Origin of the sequence: Photobacterium aquae (assembly GCF_001029445.1) — a bacterium.
Lineage (GTDB): Bacteria > Pseudomonadota > Gammaproteobacteria > Enterobacterales > Vibrionaceae > Photobacterium > Photobacterium aquae.
In genome coordinates, this window is the sequence record NZ_LDOT01000012.1 from 197,991 (window position 1) to 218,587 (window position 20,597).

Sequence of the window (20,597 nt, forward strand, 5' to 3'; positions counted from 1 at the left end):
ACAAAATGCAGGTAATAAAAAACCCGGCATCAAGCCGGGCTTTATAGGATATCCGCTCAGGGCAACTTAGTTGTTGCGGTCACGGTTTTTCAGCGCGCTCTCTAGGCGCTTACGCTGACGCTGCTGAGAGATCGTCAGTTTCTGGCTCTTGCCTTCGAACGGGTTATCGCTGTTCTGGAACATGATACGAATTGGTGTACCCATCATTTCCAGCGTATTACGGTAGTAGTTCATCAGGTATCGCTTGTACGAACCCGGCAATTCATTCACCTGGTTACCGTGGATAACGATAATCGGCGGGTTGTAACCACCGGCGTGGGCATATTTCAGCTTCACGCGGCGTCCGCGGATCATCGGCGGCTGGTGATCGTCCTGTGCCATCTGCATGATACGAGTCAGCAACGAGGTGCTGATACGCTTAGTCGCAGACTGGTAGGCTTCCTTCACTGATTCATACAGGTGGCCAACACCAGTACCGTGCAGCGCAGAGATAAAGTGAATACGGGCAAAATCAACAAAGCCAAGACGACGGTCAAGCTCTGACTTCACGCGCTCTTTCACGTCGTTGTCCAAGCCATCCCATTTGTTCACGGCAATCACTAGCGAACGGCCAGAGTTCAGTACAAAGCCCAACAGGCTAAGATCCTGATCCGAGATATTTTCGCGCGCATCAATCACCAGAAGAACCACGTTGGCATCTTCGATCGCCTTTAGGGTCTGGATCACTGAGAACTTTTCAACCGCTTGGTTCATGTTCTTACGGCGACGGATCCCGGCAGTATCAATCAGAACATATTCCTGGCCTTCGCGTTCCATCGGGATATAGATAGAGTCGCGGGTTGTGCCCGGCATATCGTAGACAACCACACGCTCTTCACCGAGGATACGGTTGGTCAGGGTTGATTTACCCACGTTAGGACGGCCAATGATAGCCATCTTGATTGGCTGCTCCTGAAGACGCTTGTACGCTGCTTCAGCATCTGCTTCAGACAGATTAGCCTTCTCGATATCTTCAACCGACGTCAGATCTTCGATCTGCATTTCTTCGTCGCCGCTGGTTTTTTTCAAGTTTTCGGCAAACGGGGCCAGTGCTCGCTCCATCAGCGCGGTCACACCACGGTTCTGGGTTGCGGCAATCTGATACATACCGTCCATGCCTAGCTTCCAGAATTCGGCACAAGCACAGTCGGCATCAATGCCATCAATCTTGTTCACTACCAGGAAGGTTGGCTTGTCACGGCTGCGCAGGTGCTTGGCAATCGCTTCGTCGGCAGACGTCAGGCCGGCACGGCCATCTACCAAAAACAGTACAACATCGGCTTCTTCGATAGCCGCCAGTGACTGCTCGGCCATTTTGGTTTCGACGCCTTCTTCGGTGCCATCGATACCGCCGGTATCAATCACAATGAATTCGTGCTCGTCAAGCTCAGCCTTGCCGTATTTACGATCCCTTGTTAAGCCAGGAAAGTCCGCAACCAGTGCATCCCTCGTACGGGTAAGACGGTTGAATAACGTCGACTTACCCACGTTTGGGCGCCCGACAAGGGCAACAACAGGAATCATAAGTACCTCTTTCTATTCATAGTCTTACTGACATATTTGCCATTCATTCTTGCCTCCAGCCGGTATACACCGCACCTTCAACCGACAATAATATAGCGAATGGACATAACAATAACGGCTCCTGACTGTATCACAGCAGGAGCCGAGAAATTTTAATGGCGCATATTATAGCGACAATTTACGGCATTTGCATTTTGTTAATGCTGCCATCGCGGGTAACCACCAAATAGCCATCGTCAAGCTTCATTGGGGGCACTGCGATACCATCACCGCCGACATCCTGCTGGGCAACCAGATCACCGGTATATGGATCAAACCAGTGTACGTAACCTTCAGTATCGCCAACAACCAGATAACCATCAATTACCGCAGGCGCGCTTAGTAGACGGTGTTCCAGCTGGGAGTTTACCCACAACTCAGTACCACTACGGTTATCCACCGCTACCACATGGTCTTTGTCGTTAACCAAGAACAGCAAATTGCCTGCTACTGCAAAATCGGTGGCCGAGGAGTAGCTGCGCTTCCACGCCGCTTGCCCCGAGCGCAGGTCAATCGACACCAAGTTGCCGTTGTAACCCACTGCGTAAAGGCGCTCACCATCAATTACCGGCGATGCATCAACATCAATCAGGCGATCGATTTCCGTCGCACCTTTCGGTGCGCCCAGTGGTTGTTGCCACAGCAGCTGGCCATTGGCCATCAAGGCACCAGCCAGACGGCCGTTAGCCTGCCCCCAGAACACACCACCAGAGATAGCGACCGGCGAGCTGTCACCACGCAGGGTCAAGTTTGGCAATTCGCTACCAAGCTGCCATTTGCTCTCGCCGGTATCTGCATCCAGTGCCTGCAAGATCCCACGGCTGGTGTTGACGATAACCAGACCTTCATCGACCAGCGGTTTGGCCAGCACTTCGCCTTCAACCGGCTTGCGCCATACCACAGCACCCGTCTCTTCATCGAGAGCGATCACTTCCGCGTTTTCCGAACCAATGAACACCTTGCCGTATGACAAGGTAATCCCGCCGGACAAACGGGCCGTAATATCCTCTTCCAGATCCTGCTCCCAGATCAGCTTACCCGTTGCCGGATCCAGCGCCTTGACCAAGCCAGCACGGTCTGCAACATACAGCTTTCCGTACCCCAAGGCCGGAGACAGCTTGGAAAAGTAATTCCCCACACCGTCACCGATGGAAGAGCTCCATACCTTGACCGGGCTAAACTGGTTTTCAACAGCCGGCAGCGGTGCCATCTGAATCGTATCTTCCTCACTGGCACAGCCGACCAATAGGCCAGCTGCCAAAGCCATGGAGATTGCTTGCTTTAACACCTTCTGCATATCCCTACCTTACTGAGCCAAATCATCCAACTTGATTTGCAGTGCTGGCGAACCGCCTAGCTGCTGGGCTTGGACATAGGCTTCACGGGCAGCAATCGCATCACCTTTCTGAAGCAAGATGTCACCTTTAAGCTCTGCCACCTTACCTTTCCAGCTTTCTGCCGTCACCTTGTCAAGCTCAGCCAGTGCCTTGTCGTAATCCTGCTGGGCCGCAAAAATACGGGCCAGACGGGTCTGGGCAATAGGCAGAATCGCCGCATCCTGAGTATTGGCAATCGCCCAGCTCAGCTGTTCGGCGGCGGCGTCCAACTCACCTTTCTCCACCTGAACTTTAGCCAGTTGAAGCGCAGCCAGCACCGAGTATTGGCTGCTCTGGTGAGAGGAAATATATGCTTTCATGTCAGCTACAGCATTGTCGCTGCCACTTTCAAGTGCACTGACCACTTGTGTATATGCATCTGATGCCTGCTCCTTGGCTGACTGGACTTCGGCTTGGTAATAACGCCAGCCAGTCAGACCACCCAGACCAATCACAGCGCCAAGAACAACGGCTTTACCGTTTTCTTTCCACCAAGCCTTAATCTGTTCAACTTGTTGTTCTTCTGTGATATTGCCGTCCACTTCCTGTCCTCTCTTAAATCAATTCGGCCAGCTTAGCTGCCACGTCGTCCTGCGACATAGTGGTTTGCTCACCGCCGCGAAGATCTTTAACTACCACGGTATTCTCGGCGATTTCATTTTCGCCCAGCACCAATGCAACTGCCGCACCGACATTATCGGCACGCTTGAACTGTTTCTTGAAGTTACCGCCACCGAAGTGACTCATCACACGTAGACCCGGAACCTCTTCGCGTAGCTTTTCAGCCAGCTTCATGCCCGCCATCATGGTGCCTTCACCCGCCGTTACCATGTAGACATCCACCGCACGGCGAACATCGTTCAGCTCAAGGGTTTCCATCATTAGTACCAAGCGCTCTAGGCCCATCGCGAAACCAACTGCAGGCGTTGCCTTGCCGCCAAGCTGCTCAACCAGACCATCGTAGCGGCCACCGCCACAAACAGTACCCTGAGAGCCAAGGCTTTCCGTGATCCACTCGAACACGGTACGGTTGTAGTAATCCAAACCGCGTACCAGACGCTCGTTTACCTGATATTCGATACCAGCGGCATCCAATAGTTCACACAAACCGTCAAAATGTTGTTTTGACTCTTCGTCTAGGTACTCAGACAGCTTAGGCGCGTCAACCAGTACTTCCTGAATAGCCGCATTCTTAGTATCCAGCACGCGCAGCGGGTTGGTGTGCATGCGACGCTTGCAGTCTTCGTCCAGAATATCGATATGCTGCTCAAGGAATGCAACCAATGCCTGACGGTAATCAGCACGCGCTTCTAGCGAACCAATTGAGTTCAGTTCTAGGCGAACATGCTGGTGAATACCCAACTCACGCCACATGCGAGCCGTCATCATGATCAACTCAGCATCAACGTCAGGGCCGTTCAGGCCGAATACCTCAACACCGAACTGGTGGAACTGGCGGTAGCGACCTTTCTGAGGGCGCTCGTGGCGGAACATTGGGCCGGTGTACCACAGACGTTGTTCCTGATTGTACAGAAGGCCGTTCTGAATACCGGCGCGCACACAGCCCGCAGTACCTTCAGGGCGCAGGGTCAGGCTGTCACCATTACGGTCGTCGAAGGTGTACATTTCCTTTTCAACAACATCCGTCACTTCACCGATCGCTCGACTAAACAGATGCGTCGATTCAACGATTGGCATACGTACTTCACTGTAACCGTATGCGCTCACAACGTGTTTGATGGTCGATTCCACTTTCTGCCAAAGTGGGGATTGTGTTGGAAGGCAATCGTTCATGCCTCGAATTGCTTGAATTTGTTTCGCCACGTTTATTCTCGTTAACCGATGGGGAATGGAGTTGAATATATAGGTTATAACGCAAACTGTGAACCGCTGTCGTCAAAGACAACAGCGGTTCAACGGAATTTCGTTATTTTTCTGCTACATCAATACGATTTTTACTATCGAGCATTGATGCCTTTGCGCGGATCTTAGCTTCTAGCTGGTCAATGACATTCTCGTTGTCAAAGCGTTCTTTCTGACGCACGCCGTCTTCGTAGAATGCGCTCTTGCGGTTGCCGCCGGCAATACCGAGATGCGAGGCCTCTGCTTCGCCCGGGCCGTTCACCACACAACCGATCACGGAAACATCCATCGGGATCGTAATATCCTCAAGGCGCTGCTCGAGCTCGTTGACCGTGCCGATCACATCAAATTCCTGACGCGAACAGGTCGGGCAGGCAATAAAGTTAATCCCGCGAGAGCGGATACGCAAAGACTTCAGGATATCAAAGCCCACTTTGATCTCCTCGACCGGATCAGCGGCCAGAGAAATACGCAGCGTATCACCGATACCTTCAGAGAGCAGCATGCCCAGACCAACAGCCGATTTCACCGCACCTGCTCGGGCACCGCCAGCTTCGGTAATACCAAGGTGAAGCGGCTGAACAATCTGGCGGGCTAACTGACGGTATGACTCCACCGCCAAGAATACATCTGATGCTTTTACGCTGACTTTGAACTGGTCGAAGTTCAGGCGGTCAAGAATATCAACATGGCGCATCGCCGACTCAACTAGGGCTTCAGGGGTTGGCTCGCCATATTTCTGCTGGATATCTTTTTCCAGCGAACCGCCGTTGACGCCGATACGGATCGGGATATTTTTGTCACGGGCACAATCTACCACCGCGCGGATACGATCCTCACGGCCGATATTGCCAGGGTTGATCCGCAGACAGTCGACGCCATATTCTGCGACCTTGAGGGCGATGCGGTAATCAAAATGAATGTCTGCCACCAGCGGTACATTGACCTGCTGCTTGATTAGGCGGAAAGCCTCAGCGGCATCCATCGTCGGCACCGAAACACGGACAATATCCGCACCGACTTTTTCCAGTGCCTTAATCTGGGCCACCGTTGCATCCACATCCGTGGTACGGGTATTGGTCATCGACTGCACCGCAATAGGTGCACCATCGCCGACAGGTACGTTACCCACATAAATACGTGTGGACTGGCGACGTTTAATTGGAGACTCGTTATGCATTACATTCACTCTGTATTACTGCGGCAGCTTCAGGCGTGCCACTTTACCGGCAGGATACCGGCTCAAATCAACTGGCTCGCCTTTATAGCTCATGCTCACTACGCCAGGGGCGCCAAGCACAATTTTAAACGGCGCGTCCCCGTCGAGCTTTAGTACCTCACCGGCTTTTTTGATCCCTGAATCAAGGCGACGCCCCTTGGCATCGCGAATATCAATCCAGCAATCACCACTGAAAGTCAGTTCTAGCCCGGTAGCAACAACAACTGGGGCTTCCGGTACAACCTCGGTCACCTGCTCGGCAGCCAAACTATCCGCACTGTCGACTATCGCTGGCTCGGCGGGCTCCGGATCGGTAAAGCTGTCTGCAAACTCAGCTTTCGGCTCGCTATTCAGATCACCCGCCGGCATAACCTTCGCCTCGAGCGGGCTGTCAACCGTGGTCACGACGCTGGCTTCTTCGACGGGATTAGCATCAGGCGATACTGTCACCACCGCAGCTTGATTGGTACCAGAGTTGGCAAGGGACTCGTCAAGCGGCTGCTGAGTCGTCAGTGTCGCTGGCAACTCGGCCTCCGGCGACATATGCAGACTCTGCCACCACCATACCCCGGTCAGACCGATAAACAGTGCTGCCAGCACCCAAGTCAAACGCATAATGCGGTTATCATGGGCCTCGCGCTTGGTGCGACGAGAAAAGCTTTGCATTTCCTGCTCTTGCGGCTGAGCCTGACCAAGCTGATCAAGGCGAGCTAGGATCTCAGCCTCATCAATCCCGACGAATCTGGCATAGGAGCGGACGTAACCGCGTGTAAAGGTGGCAAGCTGAGCCTGCTCGAAATTATTTTGTTCGATATCATTGACGACTGACAGGCGTAGCCTGAGCCGGCTGGCAACATCTTTCTGCGAATAGCCCTGTGCTTCACGAGCCTGACGCAGCATGTCTCCAGGAAGCATAATATCTTCTGTTGTGCGTTCTTCGTTCTGTTCAGTATTCATTAGCTAGATATTTTTGATATTGCAGTGAGTCAGGGTACTCCTGCTCGAGAATGCCTGCATATTTAGATACCAAGCTTTCTCGGTCAGCTTTATGTTCCAGCTGCACCAACAGCCACAAACTGTCGGCCTTGTACCCATATCTCTTATTAAATTTAAACAGCCTCACCCTTGCCTCGTTAAGGTTACCCTCTTCAATGTCAAGCAATGACAGCTCCAACATTGATTTCGCTCGGTAAGGATCGTAAGACAGCGCCTTGGTAAAATATTCTCTCGCCTCAGGATTATTTCCGGCCTTGAGGCTACATAGTCCAGCATTTTCGTAGCTGGCTGATGTCAGGTAATAGTAAGGTTGCTTTATCGCGCCTTCAAAAGCACTAATAGCTTCGTCATAACGCCCCTGAGAACAGAGGAATACCCCAAAGTTATTCTTCACATCGCCATTTTTCGGCGAATCGCGCAACGCTTGGCGGTACATGGCCTCAGCCTGCTCGGGTTCATCAACCCGTTGATAATAATAGGCCATAGCATTCTGAGCGCGGTAATATTTTGGCGCATATTCCAAGGCAAGCTCCAAATTGTCACGAGCGCGCTGCCATTGGCCATTTTTCATATAGGTCAGCCCAAGCGTAATCCTTGCTTCAGCTGCTTGAATTTCATCCACTTCCCTTTGCTCTGTGCCGCTTTCATCCACTGTTACACAGCCGATTAATAAACTACACAATAATGGGTACACCGTCCACCGTACCATGCTATCCCCGCATTCCAATCCATCGTCTAAGTATCCTGCCCACCGTGAGCAAGACATCGCTGGTACCCGATTACATCACAGATACCAGCTACATTTTCTATTAGACTGATTTTACCGGGATTTGTTCACCGTTTTGAAGCTTTGCTTGGGTACGTTTCGTGCGGTCAATCACATCACCAACCAATTGTCCGCAAGCTGCATCGATATCATCGCCGCGGGTCTTGCGCACTGTCACCGTAAAGTCGTACTCCATCAGCGTCTTCATGAAACGGTCGATGCGAGAATTGCTCGGCTTGTTGTACGGAGAACCCGGGTACGGGTTGAACGGGATCAAGTTCACCTTGGCTGGGGTATCTTTAAGCACCTCTGCAAGCTGGCGAGCATGCTCCATGTCATCGTTGACATGGTCAAGCAATACGTATTCCACTGTTACACGGCCGCGGTTGGCGTTCGACGACGCGATATAGCGACGTACTGATGCCAAGAACTCTTCGATGTTCCAACGGTTGTTGATCGGCATAATTTCAGAGCGCAGCTCATCGGTCGGTGCATGCAGCGAGATCGCCAGTGCCACGTCGATATTGCCCGTCATCTGATCAAGACCAGAAACAACCCCTGACGTCGACACGGTCACACGACGCTTGGATAGGCCAAAGCCCAAATCATCAAGCATGATCTCCAACGCCGGGATCAAGTTCTTCATGTTCAGCAGCGGTTCACCCATACCCATCATCACCACGTTAGTGATCGGGCGACGACCAGTCTCTTTCTCGACACCGATCTCTTTGGCTGCACGCCACACCTGGCCAATGATCTCGGATACACGAAGGTTGCGGTTGAAACCCTGCTGCGCGGTAGAGCAGAACTTACACTCCAGCGCACAACCAACCTGAGAGGATACGCACAGCGTCGCACGATCTTCATCTGGGATATAAACCGTTTCAACATCCTGATCACCAACGCGCATTGCCCATTTGATGGTACCGTCTGAAGAGTGCTGGGCCTCTGAGACATACGGGGCGCGGATTTCGGCAACCAGTTTCAGCTTTTCACGCAGCTTCTTGTTGATGTTGGTCATCTGATCGAAGTCATCGCAACCGAAATGATAAATCCACTTCATGACCTGATCGGCTCGGAACGCTTTCTCGCCCAGTTCATCAGCGAAATACTGGCGCAGCCCCTTGCGATCGAAATCCAGTAGATTAGTTTTAACAGTGGTCATCGGTTGTTGCCTCTTTCTATGCGTGACGTTGTCTGTACCTTAGGTATTGGGCCATCTCCGGCACCGAATACGACAGGACCTTTGTATATCTGAGATATCACCAAACCGGCTTTCGCCCTATTTTATGTTCAGTTTGGTTTAAGGCGCGAAATTGTACAGGCTTTGCCTGCGAGTTTCCACCAGTTACCAACACCTCCGCCCCAGAGCCACTCTGCTTCCGCTGGCCGTCACCCAATAAAAAAGGGAGCCATCGCTCCCCCTTAGTAACAAGATTGTATTTATGCGTTAGCCACGAGTGTGGATTTCGTCATCAGCAAAGAAATAGGCGATTTCACGAGCGGCTGATTCTGGGCTGTCGGCACCATGCACTGAGTTGTGGCGCAAACTCAATGCGTAGTCGGCACGCAACGTCCCGCAGGCCGCCTCTTCAGGATTAGTCTTGCCCATCAGCTCACGGTAGCGGGCAACGGCATTTTCACCTTCTAGCACCTGCACCATAACCGGGCCGGAGGTCATGAAGGCTACCAAATCATCGAAAAACGGCTTGCCTTCATGCTCAGCATAGAAACCCTTGGCCTTGTCGGCATCCATATGGATCATCTTGGCGGCAACCACTTTCAGACCAGCCTGTTCGATACGCTGGTAGATAGCACCAATCAGGTTACGCTTGACGGCATCTGGCTTGACGATTGAGAACGTTTTTTGAATTGTCATTATTATAATCCTTTTGAATCAGTTTGTTTTTGCTGCCACCTAGCCGGCGACAACGCCCCTCAGGCAAATAGCGCTAATACACGTTAACAGCTTTAGAACTACTGTAACAGCAATGCAGCAATGTTGGCTACACCCAACCCCGTCGCCCCGGCTGACCAACGGGCGTTGCCGCTGTCATGAAAACAGGCGGCCAGGTCCATATGCAGCCAACGGCAGTTATCCGTATCGACGAAACGAGAGAGGAATGCCGCCGCATTCGATGCCCCGCCGAAACCGCCCCCTTTCTGCACAGCACTGTTTGCCGTATCGGCATAGTGGGACGGGCAATGCCCTTGGTGCCATTTTTCCAACGGCAGCGGCCAGGCGGGCTCATTGACCAAGTCAGACAGCTGCTGAGCCTTAGACAGCAACTCCCTGTCAAGGCTGAACAGGGCATTGTAATCAGCCCCAACCGCAACCATCGCCGCCCCGGTCAGGGTCGCGGCATCAATCACTAATGGCGCTTTCATCTCGCTCGCGGCAATCAGGCCATCCGCCAGCACCAAACGGCCCTCGGCATCGGTGTTGACGATTTCTACCGTCTGGCCGTTCTTGTAAGTCAGGATATCCCCCAACTTGTAAGCATTTCCGGCAATCAAGTTCTCGGCGCAGCACAGAATGAGCTTAACCCGCTGGCGCAGCCCCTGCTCGATCGCATACCCCAAGCCCGCCGTGACTGTCGCCGCGCCTCCCATATCGCACTTCATGGTCACCATCCCAGCACTGGCTTTGATGCTGTAACCACCGGAATCAAACGTGATCCCCTTGCCGACCAAGCAGGCCGCCACCGGGGCGTCAGGATCGCCGGTTGGGTTGTAGTCAACGGTCAGCATCACCGGTGGGCGGACACTGCCCCGACCGACACTGTGCGTTCCGATCCAGCCCTGCTCCAGCAACTCGTCACCCACAATACGCTGGGCGCTAACGGCATCGCCAGCAATTCCCTTGAGAAAGGCCACCGCCTCCTCGGCTAATTTCTCCGGGTACATCTCCTGCGGGCCGGCATTGACCACCCGCCGCACCCAATCAGCACTGCGGCGGCGGGCATTGAGCAGTTCCAGCTCGTCCTCATCGATTGAGGCCCAGCTTAGCTGCACCGTTGTTTTCGTGGTTGCAAAGCCGCAGTAGAATGCCCATTGGCGCTCATAGCTCCATCCCTTGCCCTCAAGATTGGCTGCGGTAACGCCCTGCCCCTGAAGCTGGCGGGCCGCCTGCTGGATCCGGCGCAACGGGTAATCGCCGCCATAATGGATCACGGCGCCGTCACCAGAATATGATACCAAGGCATTGTCGCCCCACACGCCGGAGTGCGGCTGCGACGAAAGTGAAATGTTAAGCATGGTTCCTTCCTTTTGAACACTGCCCCGAAAATCGAGGCAGTGAGTGTTGTTTGTTATTCTTCGTCATCACACAGGATGTTGGCCAAGGTTCGCACCCCCATGCCCGTCGCACCGACACCCCACATATCCGATGCCGACTTGCGGTAAGTACCGCTGGCATCAACGTGCATCCAGCCATGCTGGTAATCTTCGACAAAGTACGACAGGAATGCCGCCGCTGTGCTGGCACCCGGGGTAAAGTCGCCCATCGAAATATTCGACAGGTCGGCAAAACTCGACGGCATCATGCCACGGTGCATTTCAGCCAACGGCAACGGCCACAACCCTTCGTTCTCATCGCTAGCGGCCATCAATGCTTTCTGGGCCAGTGCATGGTCAAAGCTAAACAGCGCATGGTAATCATTGCCCAACGCATTCTTCGCCGCACCGGTCAGGGTGGCGCAGTCAATAATCAACGCCGGGTTCTGGCTGCTGGCATAAATCAGGCCATCGGCCAATACCAAACGCCCTTCGGCATCGGTATTGAGGATCTCGACTGTCTTGCCGTTCTTGTAGGTGATTACATCACCCAACTTGTAGGCTCGGCCAGAAACCATATTCTCGGCACAACACAGAACCAACTTGATTCGCTTGTTGGTACCACGGGCAATGGCCAGTGCCAATGCACCGGTTACCAGCGCCGCGCCGCCCATATCGGTTTTCATTGCCGTCATACCGGCTGATGGCTTAATACTGTAACCACCGGAATCAAACGTGATCCCCTTACCGACAAGGCAAGTATGCACTGGCGCATCCGGGTTACCGGTCGGGTTGTAATCAAGGCGCAGCATCGCCGGAGAGCGCTCAGAGCCTCGGCCAACGGTATGAATACCGTTCCAGCCTTCATCAAGCAGATCGTTACCCTTGATGATTTTGTAAGTCACATGCTCTGGGGCCAATGCCTTGATCAGCTCGCCGGCACGGGCCGCCAACTGGGACGGACGCACAAGCTCTGCCGGCTGGTTGATGATCTCGCATACCCAGCCAGTCGCCATCAAACGCGCCTGCAATTCGGCTTCGTCGGCACTCTCCAACTCACCCCAGCTCACCTCGTTGCCTGGCTTGGCATTGCGGTGGCCTTGGACAAATGCCCAGATCGTCTCCAGATCCCAGCCATCACCAGCCAAATGAACCTGCTTGATCCCCTGGCCATCGAGCTTGCGTCCCGCGCGCTGCACGGCAGCCAATACATTCCCATCGGTCAGGTGCACGATTGCGCCATCGGCAGCAAAGCTGATCTGCGCATTTTTCCCCCATTGCTCGGCGGCCGCTTCCCTAGATAAAAGAACGTTCATTTTGGCAGACATGAATTACTCCTTGATTGGTCTGTTATGGTCCAACATGACCGATAACATAAAGAGGTGGATAACGAGTCAGTGCGATACCTTTTCCTAACGTATTCGAATAACAGTTCGATGACAATCATGTTACCCCGATAACAGTTTCAATGGGGGCACATCAATGCATTACAAGGGGGTATCGTGGTTTTGCGAATAAAATCAGATAACTCGTCCAGATTTCACAGAAAACACAGAGGAAAAATTCACCAAAAATGGCTATTCCCAGTAGTTTTTCAACCTTGCCTTGAGGGCATGAAATAAACAAGCTGTTTACAACAGGAGTCAGATCAAGATCAGGATCTTGCTGCTGGGAGCCAGAGCATTGAGACGCAGGAGGTCAAAGGAGGCTAACAAGCAGCCAGCAAGGCGTGACGAACACGCGATGAATCTGGCTGGCTCACTAATAAATGAATGAATGGGACTAATCGGCTTCTTCGATCCAGCACATCTGCACCGCTTCGAGCACCCGCTCGCTACAGTGCTCGGGATCATCATCAAACCCGTCAATCGCCAAAATCCAGTCGCGCAAATCCGTAAAACGCACCGTAACCGGATCAACCTCCGGATGACGCTCTGCCAGCTCGATGGCAAGCTCACGCGAATCAATCCACTTCAAACTCATAACATATTCCTCCGAGTTGAGATAAAGGCGATGGACTGTTATTCCTCAAGCCTCTCGTGCTAGAGCAGGCCATGCAAAGGCTAGAGGAATAAAAAAATGCCACCTGCCGAATCACGGCAAGTGGCATCATCATTTTAGTGGTTTTCCGAGGCCAGATTCAGGGTGTACTTCGGAATTTCCACCACCAAATCTTCGTCGGCCACTTTGGCCTGGCAGCTTAGGCGAGATTCAGGCTCAAGGCCCCACGCCTTGTCCAGCATGTCATCTTCCAGCTCGTCACTCTCGTCAAGCGAGTCAAAACCTTCACGTACAATGCAGTGACAGGTGGTACACGCACACGATTTCTCGCACGCGTGCTCAATGCCAATACCATTGCGCAGTGCCACGTCTAGAATGGTTTCACCTTCTTGCGCTTCCAGCACCGCCCCTTCAGGGCAAAGATCTTCATGGGGTAGTACAACAATTTTAGGCATGCCTAAACCTCATCAATCGAATGGCCGGCCAGTGCACGACGGATTGACTGATCCATCCGGCGTGACGCAAATTCCTGGCTAGCTTTATCTGTCTTTTTAATTCCAGCTTCAATGGCGTGCGGGTCGTTGCCCTGACGCAGCTGAACCAATTCCATCATCACAGCTTCCAGCTCTTCGCGCTCTTCTGTGCTCAGCAAGGTTTCCCCATCCTGAGCCAGCGCTGTAATCAAGCCTTCCAGTACCCGGTCAGCTTCCACCTGCTGCTCGGCCAAGGCACGTGCGTCCTTGTCCTGCTGCGCATGGGTCATCGAATCGCGAAGCATGGTCGCAATTTCATCATCACTCAACCCGTAAGACGGCTTAACCTGAATTGATGACTGTACGCCGCTGCTCTTTTCCATCGCAGTGACCGACAGCAGACCATCGGCATCAACCTGATAGGTTACTCGAATATGTGCAGCACCCGCGGCCATCGCCGGGATACCGCGCAGGGTAAAGCGGGCCAAAGAGCGGCAGTCGTCCACCATCTCACGCTCGCCCTGCACAACATGGACAGACATTGCGGTCTGGCCATCCTTGAACGTTGTGAACTCCTGTGCTCTCGCGACAGGAATTGTCGTATTACGCGGGATGATCTTCTCGATCATACCACCCATGGTTTCAATACCCAGCGACAGCGGGATCACATCCAGCAGCAGCATATCGGCATCCGGCTTGTTGCCAACCAGAATATCCGCCTGGATAGCCGCACCAATTGCCACAACCTGATCAGGGTCGATCGAGGTCAATGCCGGCTTGCCAAAGTATTCGCCCACCATAGAGCGAACTAACGGCACACGGGTCGAGCCACCGACCATCACGGTCTCAAGCACCTCGTCGGTGGTCACGTCAGCATCTTTCAACGCACGGCGACAGGCCATCAGGGTCTTCTTCACCAATGGCTGGATCAAAGCGTCAAACTGATCACGGGTCACGGTTCCCTGCCAGCCAAGTACGTCTACATTAACTTCATCACTCGCCGACAGGGCTTCCTTGGCTGACTGAGCCGCATCTTGCAAAATACGCAATTGCGAAGCGCTCAGCGCCGAATCGGCCATGCCCGCCTGCTCCGCCAACCACTGCGCCAGCAGGTGGTCAAAATCATCACCACCCAGTGCAGAGTCGCCGCCGGTTGCCAGTACCTCAAACACGCCCTTGGACAAGCGAAGAATGGAGATATCAAAAGTACCGCCACCCAAGTCGAACACCGCAATCACGCCCTCTTGGCCCGAATCCAAGCCATAGGCAATCGCGGCCGCAGTCGGTTCGTTAAGCAAACGCAGCACATTCAGATCCGCCAGCTTGGCAGCGTCTTTGGTGCCAGCACGTTGCGCATCGTCAAAGTAAGCCGGTACGGTAATGACCACACCTTGAAGATCACCGCCCAAGCTGTCTTCGGCACGTGCCTTGAGCGATTTCAAAATCTCAGCTGAGACCTGTACCGGATTAACAGCACCTGTTACTGTCTCCAACAGCGGCAGACCGTTGTCTGACGCGCTAAAGCGGTAAGGCAATTGCGGGTAACGCTGCTGAATATCAGCCAGCGAACGCCCCATCATCCGCTTTACCGAGATGATGCTGTTGGCCGGATCCTGCTGAGCAGCTTCACGCGCCTGATGGCCGACAACCACGCCGCTAGCTTGGTAGTGAACTGCTGATGGCAAAATCGCACGATCCTGCGCATCTTTGAGGGTTTCCGGAACGCCGCTGCGAACTGCAGCTACGAGAGAGTTTGTAGTCCCAAGGTCAATACCCACCGCAAGCTTGTGCTCATGCGGGGCTGCGCTCTGACCAGGTTCAGCAATCTGTAACAGTGCCATGTTGGTTCCTGTGGTGTTTAGTACCGGGTACGGACAAATTCAGTCAAGCAGGCGCTCTTCCAAACGCTCTACTTCTTCACGCAGCTTAACAATAAATTTTAGCTTGCGCACGGCATCTGCCGCCGAGTCCCAGCTTTCATCATCGAGTAATTGTTCGAGTTGTGCCAGTTGCGTCTTATACAACGCCGATGCTTCCTGCTCAAAATCAAACAGGGCCGACTCAGGGTCGCTGGCTTGGGGGATCTCTTCCAACGCTTCGCGTAGCTCCATCTGCTGCATCAAAAAGGCCGGATCTTGGAGCGTTTTTTGCTCACCGCGAATTTCGTGACCATTGACTGACAGCATGTACTCTGCACGAGATACCGGATTTTTCAGAGTTTGGAAGGCATCGTTAATCTGTGCCGCTTTCTGGACGGCCAACAGGCGGTCTCGCTCAGAAGCAACGGCAAAATTATCGGGATGGAAACGACGCTGCAATTCCCGGAATTGCGTTGAAAGAAGGCTACCGTCCAGTTGAAACTGAAAAGGTAGCCCGAAGAGTTCGAAATGATTCATATCGCATCAGTATCTAGAAAAAGACAGAACCTGATAACTGCCCAATAAGAGGCCGCGATCAGGTTCGGTCAGATTAGCGATTACACGTTGAAGCTTTCACCACAACCGCATTCGCTAGACACGTTCGGGTTGTTGAACTTGAAGCCTTCATTCAGGCCTTCTTTGGCGAAATCCAATTCAGTACCTTCGAGGTAAACCAAGCTCTTGGCATCAACAATGATTTTGACGCCCTTCTCTTCGAATACCTGATCACCCTCATCGAGGTGATCGACAAATTCCAGCACATAGGCCATACCAGAACAGCCGGAGGTACGGACACCAAGCCGGAGGCCAATGCCTTTTCCGCGGTTTTCTAGGAAAGTAGCGACACGACTTGCCGCCGCTTCAGTAATTGTGATGGCCATACAACAACCCTTCAAACATTAATTTTGTTCGTGTTTCTTTTTGTAATCGCTCACTGCCGCTTTAATGGCATCCTCAGCAAGGATTGAACAGTGAACTTTTACAGGCGGTAGCTCAAGTTCTTCGGCAATCGCCGAGTTTTTGATCGAAGCGGCTTCGTCAAGGGTCTTGCCCTTTACCCACTCAGTGATCAGAGAGCTTGAAGCAATCGCAGAACCACAACCGTAAGTCTTAAACTTGGCATCTTCAATGATGCCTTCCTCAGATACTTTGATCTGAAGCTTCATTACGTCACCACAAGCCGGTGCACCCACCATGCCGCTGCCGACGTTTTTGTCATTGTTGTCAAATGAGCCCACGTTACGCGGGTTCTCATAATGATCGATAACTTTTTCACTATATGCCATGACAGTTTCCTCGAATACGTGATGACCGCAAGATTTAGTGGTGTGCCCACTCGACCGTGTTGAGGTCAATACCTTCTTTGTACATATCCCACAGCGGAGACATGTCACGTAGTTTCTCTACCGCACCGCGGATTTGTGAAACTGCGTAGTCTACTTCTTCTTCCGTCGTGAAGCGACCGAAAGAGAAACGAATTGAGCTATGCGCCAGTTCATCATTCAAACCAAGCGCGCGCAGTACGTAAGACGGCTCAAGGCTCGCAGAAGTACAAGCCGAACCTGAAGAGACAGCAAGATCTTTCAGTGCCATCAGCAGCGACTCACCTTCAACGAAGGCAAAGCTGATGTTCAGGTTATTTGGCAGGCGCTGTTCCATATCACCATTGATGGTCATCGCTTCAATACCTTCCAGGCCGGAAAGCAGGCGGTTACGCAGGGCCAGCGCGTGCTGGTAGTCTTTGTCCATCTCTTCTTTGGCAATGCGGAATGCTTCGCCCATACCGACGATCTGATGAGTCGCCAGGGTACCAGAGCGGAAACCACGCTCATGGCCGCCACCGTGCATCTGCGCTTCAAGACGGATACGCGGCTTACGGCGAACATACAGGGCACCGATACCCTTAGGGCCGTAAATTTTGTGCGCTGACAGTGAAATCAGATCGACTTTCATCGTCTGAACATCGATTGGCAGCTTACCTGCAGACTGAGCAGCATCGACGTGGAAGATCACTTTCTTGTCGCGGCACATTTCGCCAATAGCAGCAAGATCCTGAATCACGCCAATTTCGTTGTTTACATGCATGATAGATACCAGCACGGTATCCTCACGGATTGCATCGCTTAACTTGGCAAGGTCAATCAGACCGTTGGATTCTGGCTCAAGGTAAGTCACCTCGAAACCTTCACGCTCCAACTGGCGGCAAGGGTCCAGCACAGCTTTGTGCTCGGTCTTGCAGGTAATCACGTGCTTGCCCTTCTTACCGTAGAAGTGGGCTGCGCCTTTGATCGCCAAGTTGTCTGACTCTGTTGCGCCAGACGTAAATACGATTTCGCGCGGGTCTGCGTTTAGCAGTTCGGCAATTTGCTCACGCGCAGTGTCGACTGCTTCTTCTGCCTGCCAACCGTAACGGTGTGAACGAGAAGCCGGGTTACCGAAATTTCCATCCATCGTCATGCATTGCATCATTTTCTCTGCAACGCGAGGGTCCACCGGGCAAGTAGCTGAATAATCAAAATAAATTGGCAGTTTCATCTTCATCTCCGAAAACACGGACGTCTAGTCTCTAGGAGCGAACATCGACACCGATCGTGGTGCTGTCGTGTGTGTTTTTATGTCCAAATGACGATTTACTAAGGATCTGATCTTGGCGATCAGAAATCGTTTGTACGTCATTGTCTTGCATCAACTCACCGAGAGTGATGTTGTTCAAAAAGCCGCTGATACGGGAGCTCAGATCACGCCACAGGGTATGGGTTAGGCAACGTACGCCACCCTGACAATCCCCTTTCCCGTGGCACTTGGTGGCATCAACCGATTCATCAACAGCCGCAATTACCATGCCTACAGCAATATTATTGGCATCTTCGCCAAGGCGGTAACCACCACCTGGCCCACGCACACTGGCCACTAGGCCGGCCTTGCGTAGGCGAGAAAATAATTGTTCCAGGTAGGACAGTGAAATCCCCTGGCGCTCGGAAATGTCAGCCAAAGGGACTGGACCATCCTGAGAATGCAATGCCACATCCAGCATGGCTGTGACTGCGTATCTTCCTTTTGATGTCAATCTCATAACACACCGCTACCCACGTCAATTTATGGAAGCAGTGTCGCATACCCGACTAATACGGTCAAGTATTTACCTGACCAATTTAGTCAGGCTTTTAACCTTTCAGACAGTGTGACTATTTATCCTGCCCTTTGAGTGTTTTTTCTACGGCAGTGAGGATGCCGCGCAAGATATTCAGCTCCTGAGCTTCAGGGCGTGCGCGGGAAAAAAGCCGGCGCAACTTGGTCATCACCATGCTTGGCTTATCTTTATTGATAAAGTTGGTTTGAGTCGCGACATTTTCAAGATGCTGGTAAAACATTTCCAGCTCTTTCATCCGGGGATAGTCAGCATCATCCTGCTCGGCATCACCTTCTAAGGCTTGATTCTCGAGGTGTGCCATGCGAATTTCGTAACCGATGGTCTGAACTGCCATCGCTAGGTTAAGCGAGCTGTACTCGGGATTGGCCGGGATATAGACGTGACAGTGGCAGCGCTGCAATTCCTCGTTCGTCAAACCGGTACGTTCTCGGCCGAATAGGATAGCAACAGGGTGACTAGGTGCTTCAGCCATCGAGCGGCGGCCACACTCTCGCGGATTTAGTTGCGGCCACTCCAATGTTCGGGAACGGGCGCTAGAACCAATCACCAAACCGCAATCGGCAATCGCATCGTCCAGCGTCGCCACAATTCTGGCGTTCTCGACAACGTCCGCAGCCCCCGCAGCCAGTGCATAGGTCGTCTCATCGATATCACACTGAGGATCAACCAGAACCAGATTGGTCAGCCCCATGACTTTCATCGCACGAGCTGCAGACCCAATATTGCCGGGATGGGATGTCCCCACCAAAACCACACTGACTTTATCTAACATAGGAGGTGTAACTTCGACTCTTCAATAGAACCGAGGATTTTAGCACAGAGATTTTAAAATAGGTGAAAACATGTAAAAACATTATACCAATAACGCAAACCCCTGCCCGACTGACGAAAAACGCATCGGATCATGTAAGATCATCGCCAGGGCAAAAAATAACCACTTCCCTTTTCGTCTAGCTCTGATATACTCGCCGCCGCTTTTTAGTTCTTTAACATCCGTTGGGAAGATCCTATGCATCCGATGCTAAACATCGCCATTCGTGCTGCACGAAAGGCAGGTGACCATGTCATTAAATCACTAGAAAAAACACAAGCTATCGAAGTAGCTAACAAAGGTAATGATGTTGTTACCAACATCGATCATGAAGCGGAAGCTATCATCATCGAAACAATCCGGAAATCTTACCCGGAGCATTGCATTATCGCAGCTGAAAGCGGCACAATCGAAGGCCGTGACAAAGAATGTCAGTGGATCATCGACCCAGTGGATGGCACCAAGAACTTCGTTCGTGGTTATCCTCACTACGCAATTTCTGTTGCACTGCGCATGCGCGGCCGTACTGAAGTTGCAGCTGTTTACGACCCTTCCCGTAACGAGCTTTTCACTGCTACTCGCGGTTCAGGCGCTCAGTTGAACAGCCAGCGTATCCGTGCTTCTCAGCCACGTGACCTAACTGGTACAACACTTGCTACTGCATTGCCGTTTGCTGCAAAACAGCACGCTGAAAGCTACATGAAAATCCAGAACGCCCTGTTCGTTGATTGTGACGACATGCGTCAGTCTGGCTGTTCTGCTCTGGACCTTTGCTACCTAGCCGCTGGCCGCGTTGACGGCGTATTCAAGCTAGGCCTTAAGCCTTGGGAAATCGCAGCTGGTGAACTAATCGCGCGTGAAGCTGGTGCTATCTGTACTGACTTTACCGGCAACACTAACTACCTGACTTCTGGCAACATCGTTGCTGGTAACGCTCGCGTAGTTAAGCCACTACTGAGCAAAATCCGTGAACACGGTAGCGATGCTCTAACTAAGTAATCATTACGATTGCCTAATTACTAAAACGCCCCGGTACACTGTACTGGGGCGTTTTTTTATCCTCGCCATTTCACCCGTCACCCAAATACTCATCCCGCATATTCAGAAAACCCAAACAATACCTTTTAAAACAATACGAAACGAA

At 52.4% G+C, this 20,597-nt stretch carries 21 protein-coding genes; 1 reads left to right on the top strand and 20 read right to left on the bottom strand.

Annotation, left to right across the window (positions count from 1 at the left end):
* Nucleotides 1–66 precede the first annotated feature (66 nt).
* The 20 genes from der to trmJ form a co-directional block, all read right to left on the bottom strand.
* The gene (der, locus tag ABT56_RS10670; RefSeq protein ID WP_047878842.1) at nucleotides 67–1,563 is read right to left on the bottom strand and encodes a ribosome biogenesis GTPase Der; all 1,497 of its coding nucleotides are present in this window, start codon (nucleotides 1,561–1,563) and stop codon (nucleotides 67–69) included.
* A 178-nt stretch (nucleotides 1,564–1,741) separates the two neighbouring features.
* Complete coding sequence (gene bamB / locus ABT56_RS10675; RefSeq protein ID WP_047878843.1) at nucleotides 1,742–2,899, bottom strand: outer membrane protein assembly factor BamB; 1,158 nt, start codon at nucleotides 2,897–2,899, stop codon at nucleotides 1,742–1,744.
* Nucleotides 2,900–2,908: 9 nt separating this feature from the next.
* Complete coding sequence (locus ABT56_RS10680) at nucleotides 2,909–3,520, bottom strand: YfgM family protein (RefSeq protein ID WP_047878844.1); 612 nt, start codon at nucleotides 3,518–3,520, stop codon at nucleotides 2,909–2,911.
* A gap of 13 nt (nucleotides 3,521–3,533) precedes the next feature.
* Nucleotides 3,534–4,802 carry a histidine--tRNA ligase gene (hisS, locus tag ABT56_RS10685; protein WP_047878845.1) on the bottom strand — a complete coding sequence of 423 codons (1,269 nt, stop codon included), beginning with the start codon at nucleotides 4,800–4,802 and terminating at the stop codon, nucleotides 3,534–3,536.
* A gap of 103 nt (nucleotides 4,803–4,905) precedes the next feature.
* The gene (gene ispG / locus ABT56_RS10690; protein ID WP_047878846.1) at nucleotides 4,906–6,021 is read right to left on the bottom strand and encodes a flavodoxin-dependent (E)-4-hydroxy-3-methylbut-2-enyl-diphosphate synthase; all 1,116 of its coding nucleotides are present in this window, start codon (nucleotides 6,019–6,021) and stop codon (nucleotides 4,906–4,908) included.
* Between the two features lie 15 nt (nucleotides 6,022–6,036).
* Nucleotides 6,037–7,017, bottom strand: coding sequence for a cytoskeleton protein RodZ (gene rodZ / locus ABT56_RS10695; RefSeq protein WP_047878847.1), 981 nt, complete (start codon nucleotides 7,015–7,017; stop codon nucleotides 6,037–6,039).
* On the bottom strand, nucleotides 7,007–7,765 hold the full coding sequence (gene pilW / locus ABT56_RS10700) for a type IV pilus biogenesis/stability protein PilW (RefSeq protein WP_047878848.1): 759 nt from the start codon (nucleotides 7,763–7,765) through the stop codon (nucleotides 7,007–7,009). The genes rodZ and pilW overlap by 11 nt, the downstream gene beginning before the upstream one ends.
* Nucleotides 7,766–7,865: 100 nt before the next feature.
* The gene (rlmN, locus tag ABT56_RS10705) at nucleotides 7,866–8,987 is read right to left on the bottom strand and encodes a dual-specificity RNA methyltransferase RlmN (protein WP_047878849.1); all 1,122 of its coding nucleotides are present in this window, start codon (nucleotides 8,985–8,987) and stop codon (nucleotides 7,866–7,868) included.
* A 285-nt stretch (nucleotides 8,988–9,272) separates the two neighbouring features.
* A complete protein-coding gene (gene ndk / locus ABT56_RS10710) occupies nucleotides 9,273–9,701 on the bottom strand; it encodes a nucleoside-diphosphate kinase (RefSeq protein WP_047878850.1) in 429 nt (142 codons plus the stop codon).
* Nucleotides 9,702–9,799: 98 nt separating this feature from the next.
* Complete coding sequence (pepB, locus tag ABT56_RS10715) at nucleotides 9,800–11,080, bottom strand: aminopeptidase PepB (protein WP_047878851.1); 1,281 nt, start codon at nucleotides 11,078–11,080, stop codon at nucleotides 9,800–9,802.
* A 53-nt stretch (nucleotides 11,081–11,133) separates the two neighbouring features.
* Nucleotides 11,134–12,426 carry an aminopeptidase PepB gene (gene pepB / locus ABT56_RS10720; RefSeq protein ID WP_047878852.1) on the bottom strand — a complete coding sequence of 431 codons (1,293 nt, stop codon included), beginning with the start codon at nucleotides 12,424–12,426 and terminating at the stop codon, nucleotides 11,134–11,136.
* A gap of 454 nt (nucleotides 12,427–12,880) precedes the next feature.
* A complete protein-coding gene (gene iscX, locus ABT56_RS10725) occupies nucleotides 12,881–13,081 on the bottom strand; it encodes a Fe-S cluster assembly protein IscX (RefSeq protein WP_047878853.1) in 201 nt (66 codons plus the stop codon).
* Between the two features lie 134 nt (nucleotides 13,082–13,215).
* The gene (gene fdx / locus ABT56_RS10730) at nucleotides 13,216–13,554 is read right to left on the bottom strand and encodes an ISC system 2Fe-2S type ferredoxin (protein ID WP_047878854.1); all 339 of its coding nucleotides are present in this window, start codon (nucleotides 13,552–13,554) and stop codon (nucleotides 13,216–13,218) included.
* A gap of 2 nt (nucleotides 13,555–13,556) precedes the next feature.
* Nucleotides 13,557–15,413: a Fe-S protein assembly chaperone HscA gene (gene hscA / locus ABT56_RS10735; protein ID WP_047878855.1), complete on the bottom strand. Its 1,857-nt coding sequence runs from the start codon at nucleotides 15,411–15,413 to the stop codon at nucleotides 13,557–13,559.
* 39 nt (nucleotides 15,414–15,452) lie between these two features.
* Nucleotides 15,453–15,968: a co-chaperone HscB gene (gene hscB, locus ABT56_RS10740; protein ID WP_047878856.1), complete on the bottom strand. Its 516-nt coding sequence runs from the start codon at nucleotides 15,966–15,968 to the stop codon at nucleotides 15,453–15,455.
* Nucleotides 15,969–16,048: 80 nt separating this feature from the next.
* A complete protein-coding gene (gene iscA, locus ABT56_RS10745) occupies nucleotides 16,049–16,372 on the bottom strand; it encodes an iron-sulfur cluster assembly protein IscA (RefSeq protein WP_047878857.1) in 324 nt (107 codons plus the stop codon).
* A gap of 18 nt (nucleotides 16,373–16,390) precedes the next feature.
* Complete coding sequence (gene iscU, locus ABT56_RS10750) at nucleotides 16,391–16,777, bottom strand: Fe-S cluster assembly scaffold IscU (RefSeq protein ID WP_047878858.1); 387 nt, start codon at nucleotides 16,775–16,777, stop codon at nucleotides 16,391–16,393.
* A gap of 34 nt (nucleotides 16,778–16,811) precedes the next feature.
* Complete coding sequence (locus tag ABT56_RS10755) at nucleotides 16,812–18,026, bottom strand: IscS subfamily cysteine desulfurase (RefSeq protein ID WP_047878859.1); 1,215 nt, start codon at nucleotides 18,024–18,026, stop codon at nucleotides 16,812–16,814.
* A gap of 31 nt (nucleotides 18,027–18,057) precedes the next feature.
* A complete protein-coding gene (gene iscR, locus ABT56_RS10760) occupies nucleotides 18,058–18,564 on the bottom strand; it encodes a Fe-S cluster assembly transcriptional regulator IscR (protein WP_047878860.1) in 507 nt (168 codons plus the stop codon).
* A 112-nt stretch (nucleotides 18,565–18,676) separates the two neighbouring features.
* A complete protein-coding gene (gene trmJ / locus ABT56_RS10765; RefSeq protein WP_047878861.1) occupies nucleotides 18,677–19,414 on the bottom strand; it encodes a tRNA (cytosine(32)/uridine(32)-2'-O)-methyltransferase TrmJ in 738 nt (245 codons plus the stop codon).
* A 237-nt stretch (nucleotides 19,415–19,651) separates the two neighbouring features.
* On the opposite strand from trmJ, the gene suhB reads away from it, so the two are divergent.
* Nucleotides 19,652–20,452 carry an inositol-1-monophosphatase gene (gene suhB, locus ABT56_RS10770; RefSeq protein ID WP_047878862.1) on the top strand — a complete coding sequence of 267 codons (801 nt, stop codon included), beginning with the start codon at nucleotides 19,652–19,654 and terminating at the stop codon, nucleotides 20,450–20,452.
* Nucleotides 20,453–20,597: the final 145 nt, after the last annotated feature.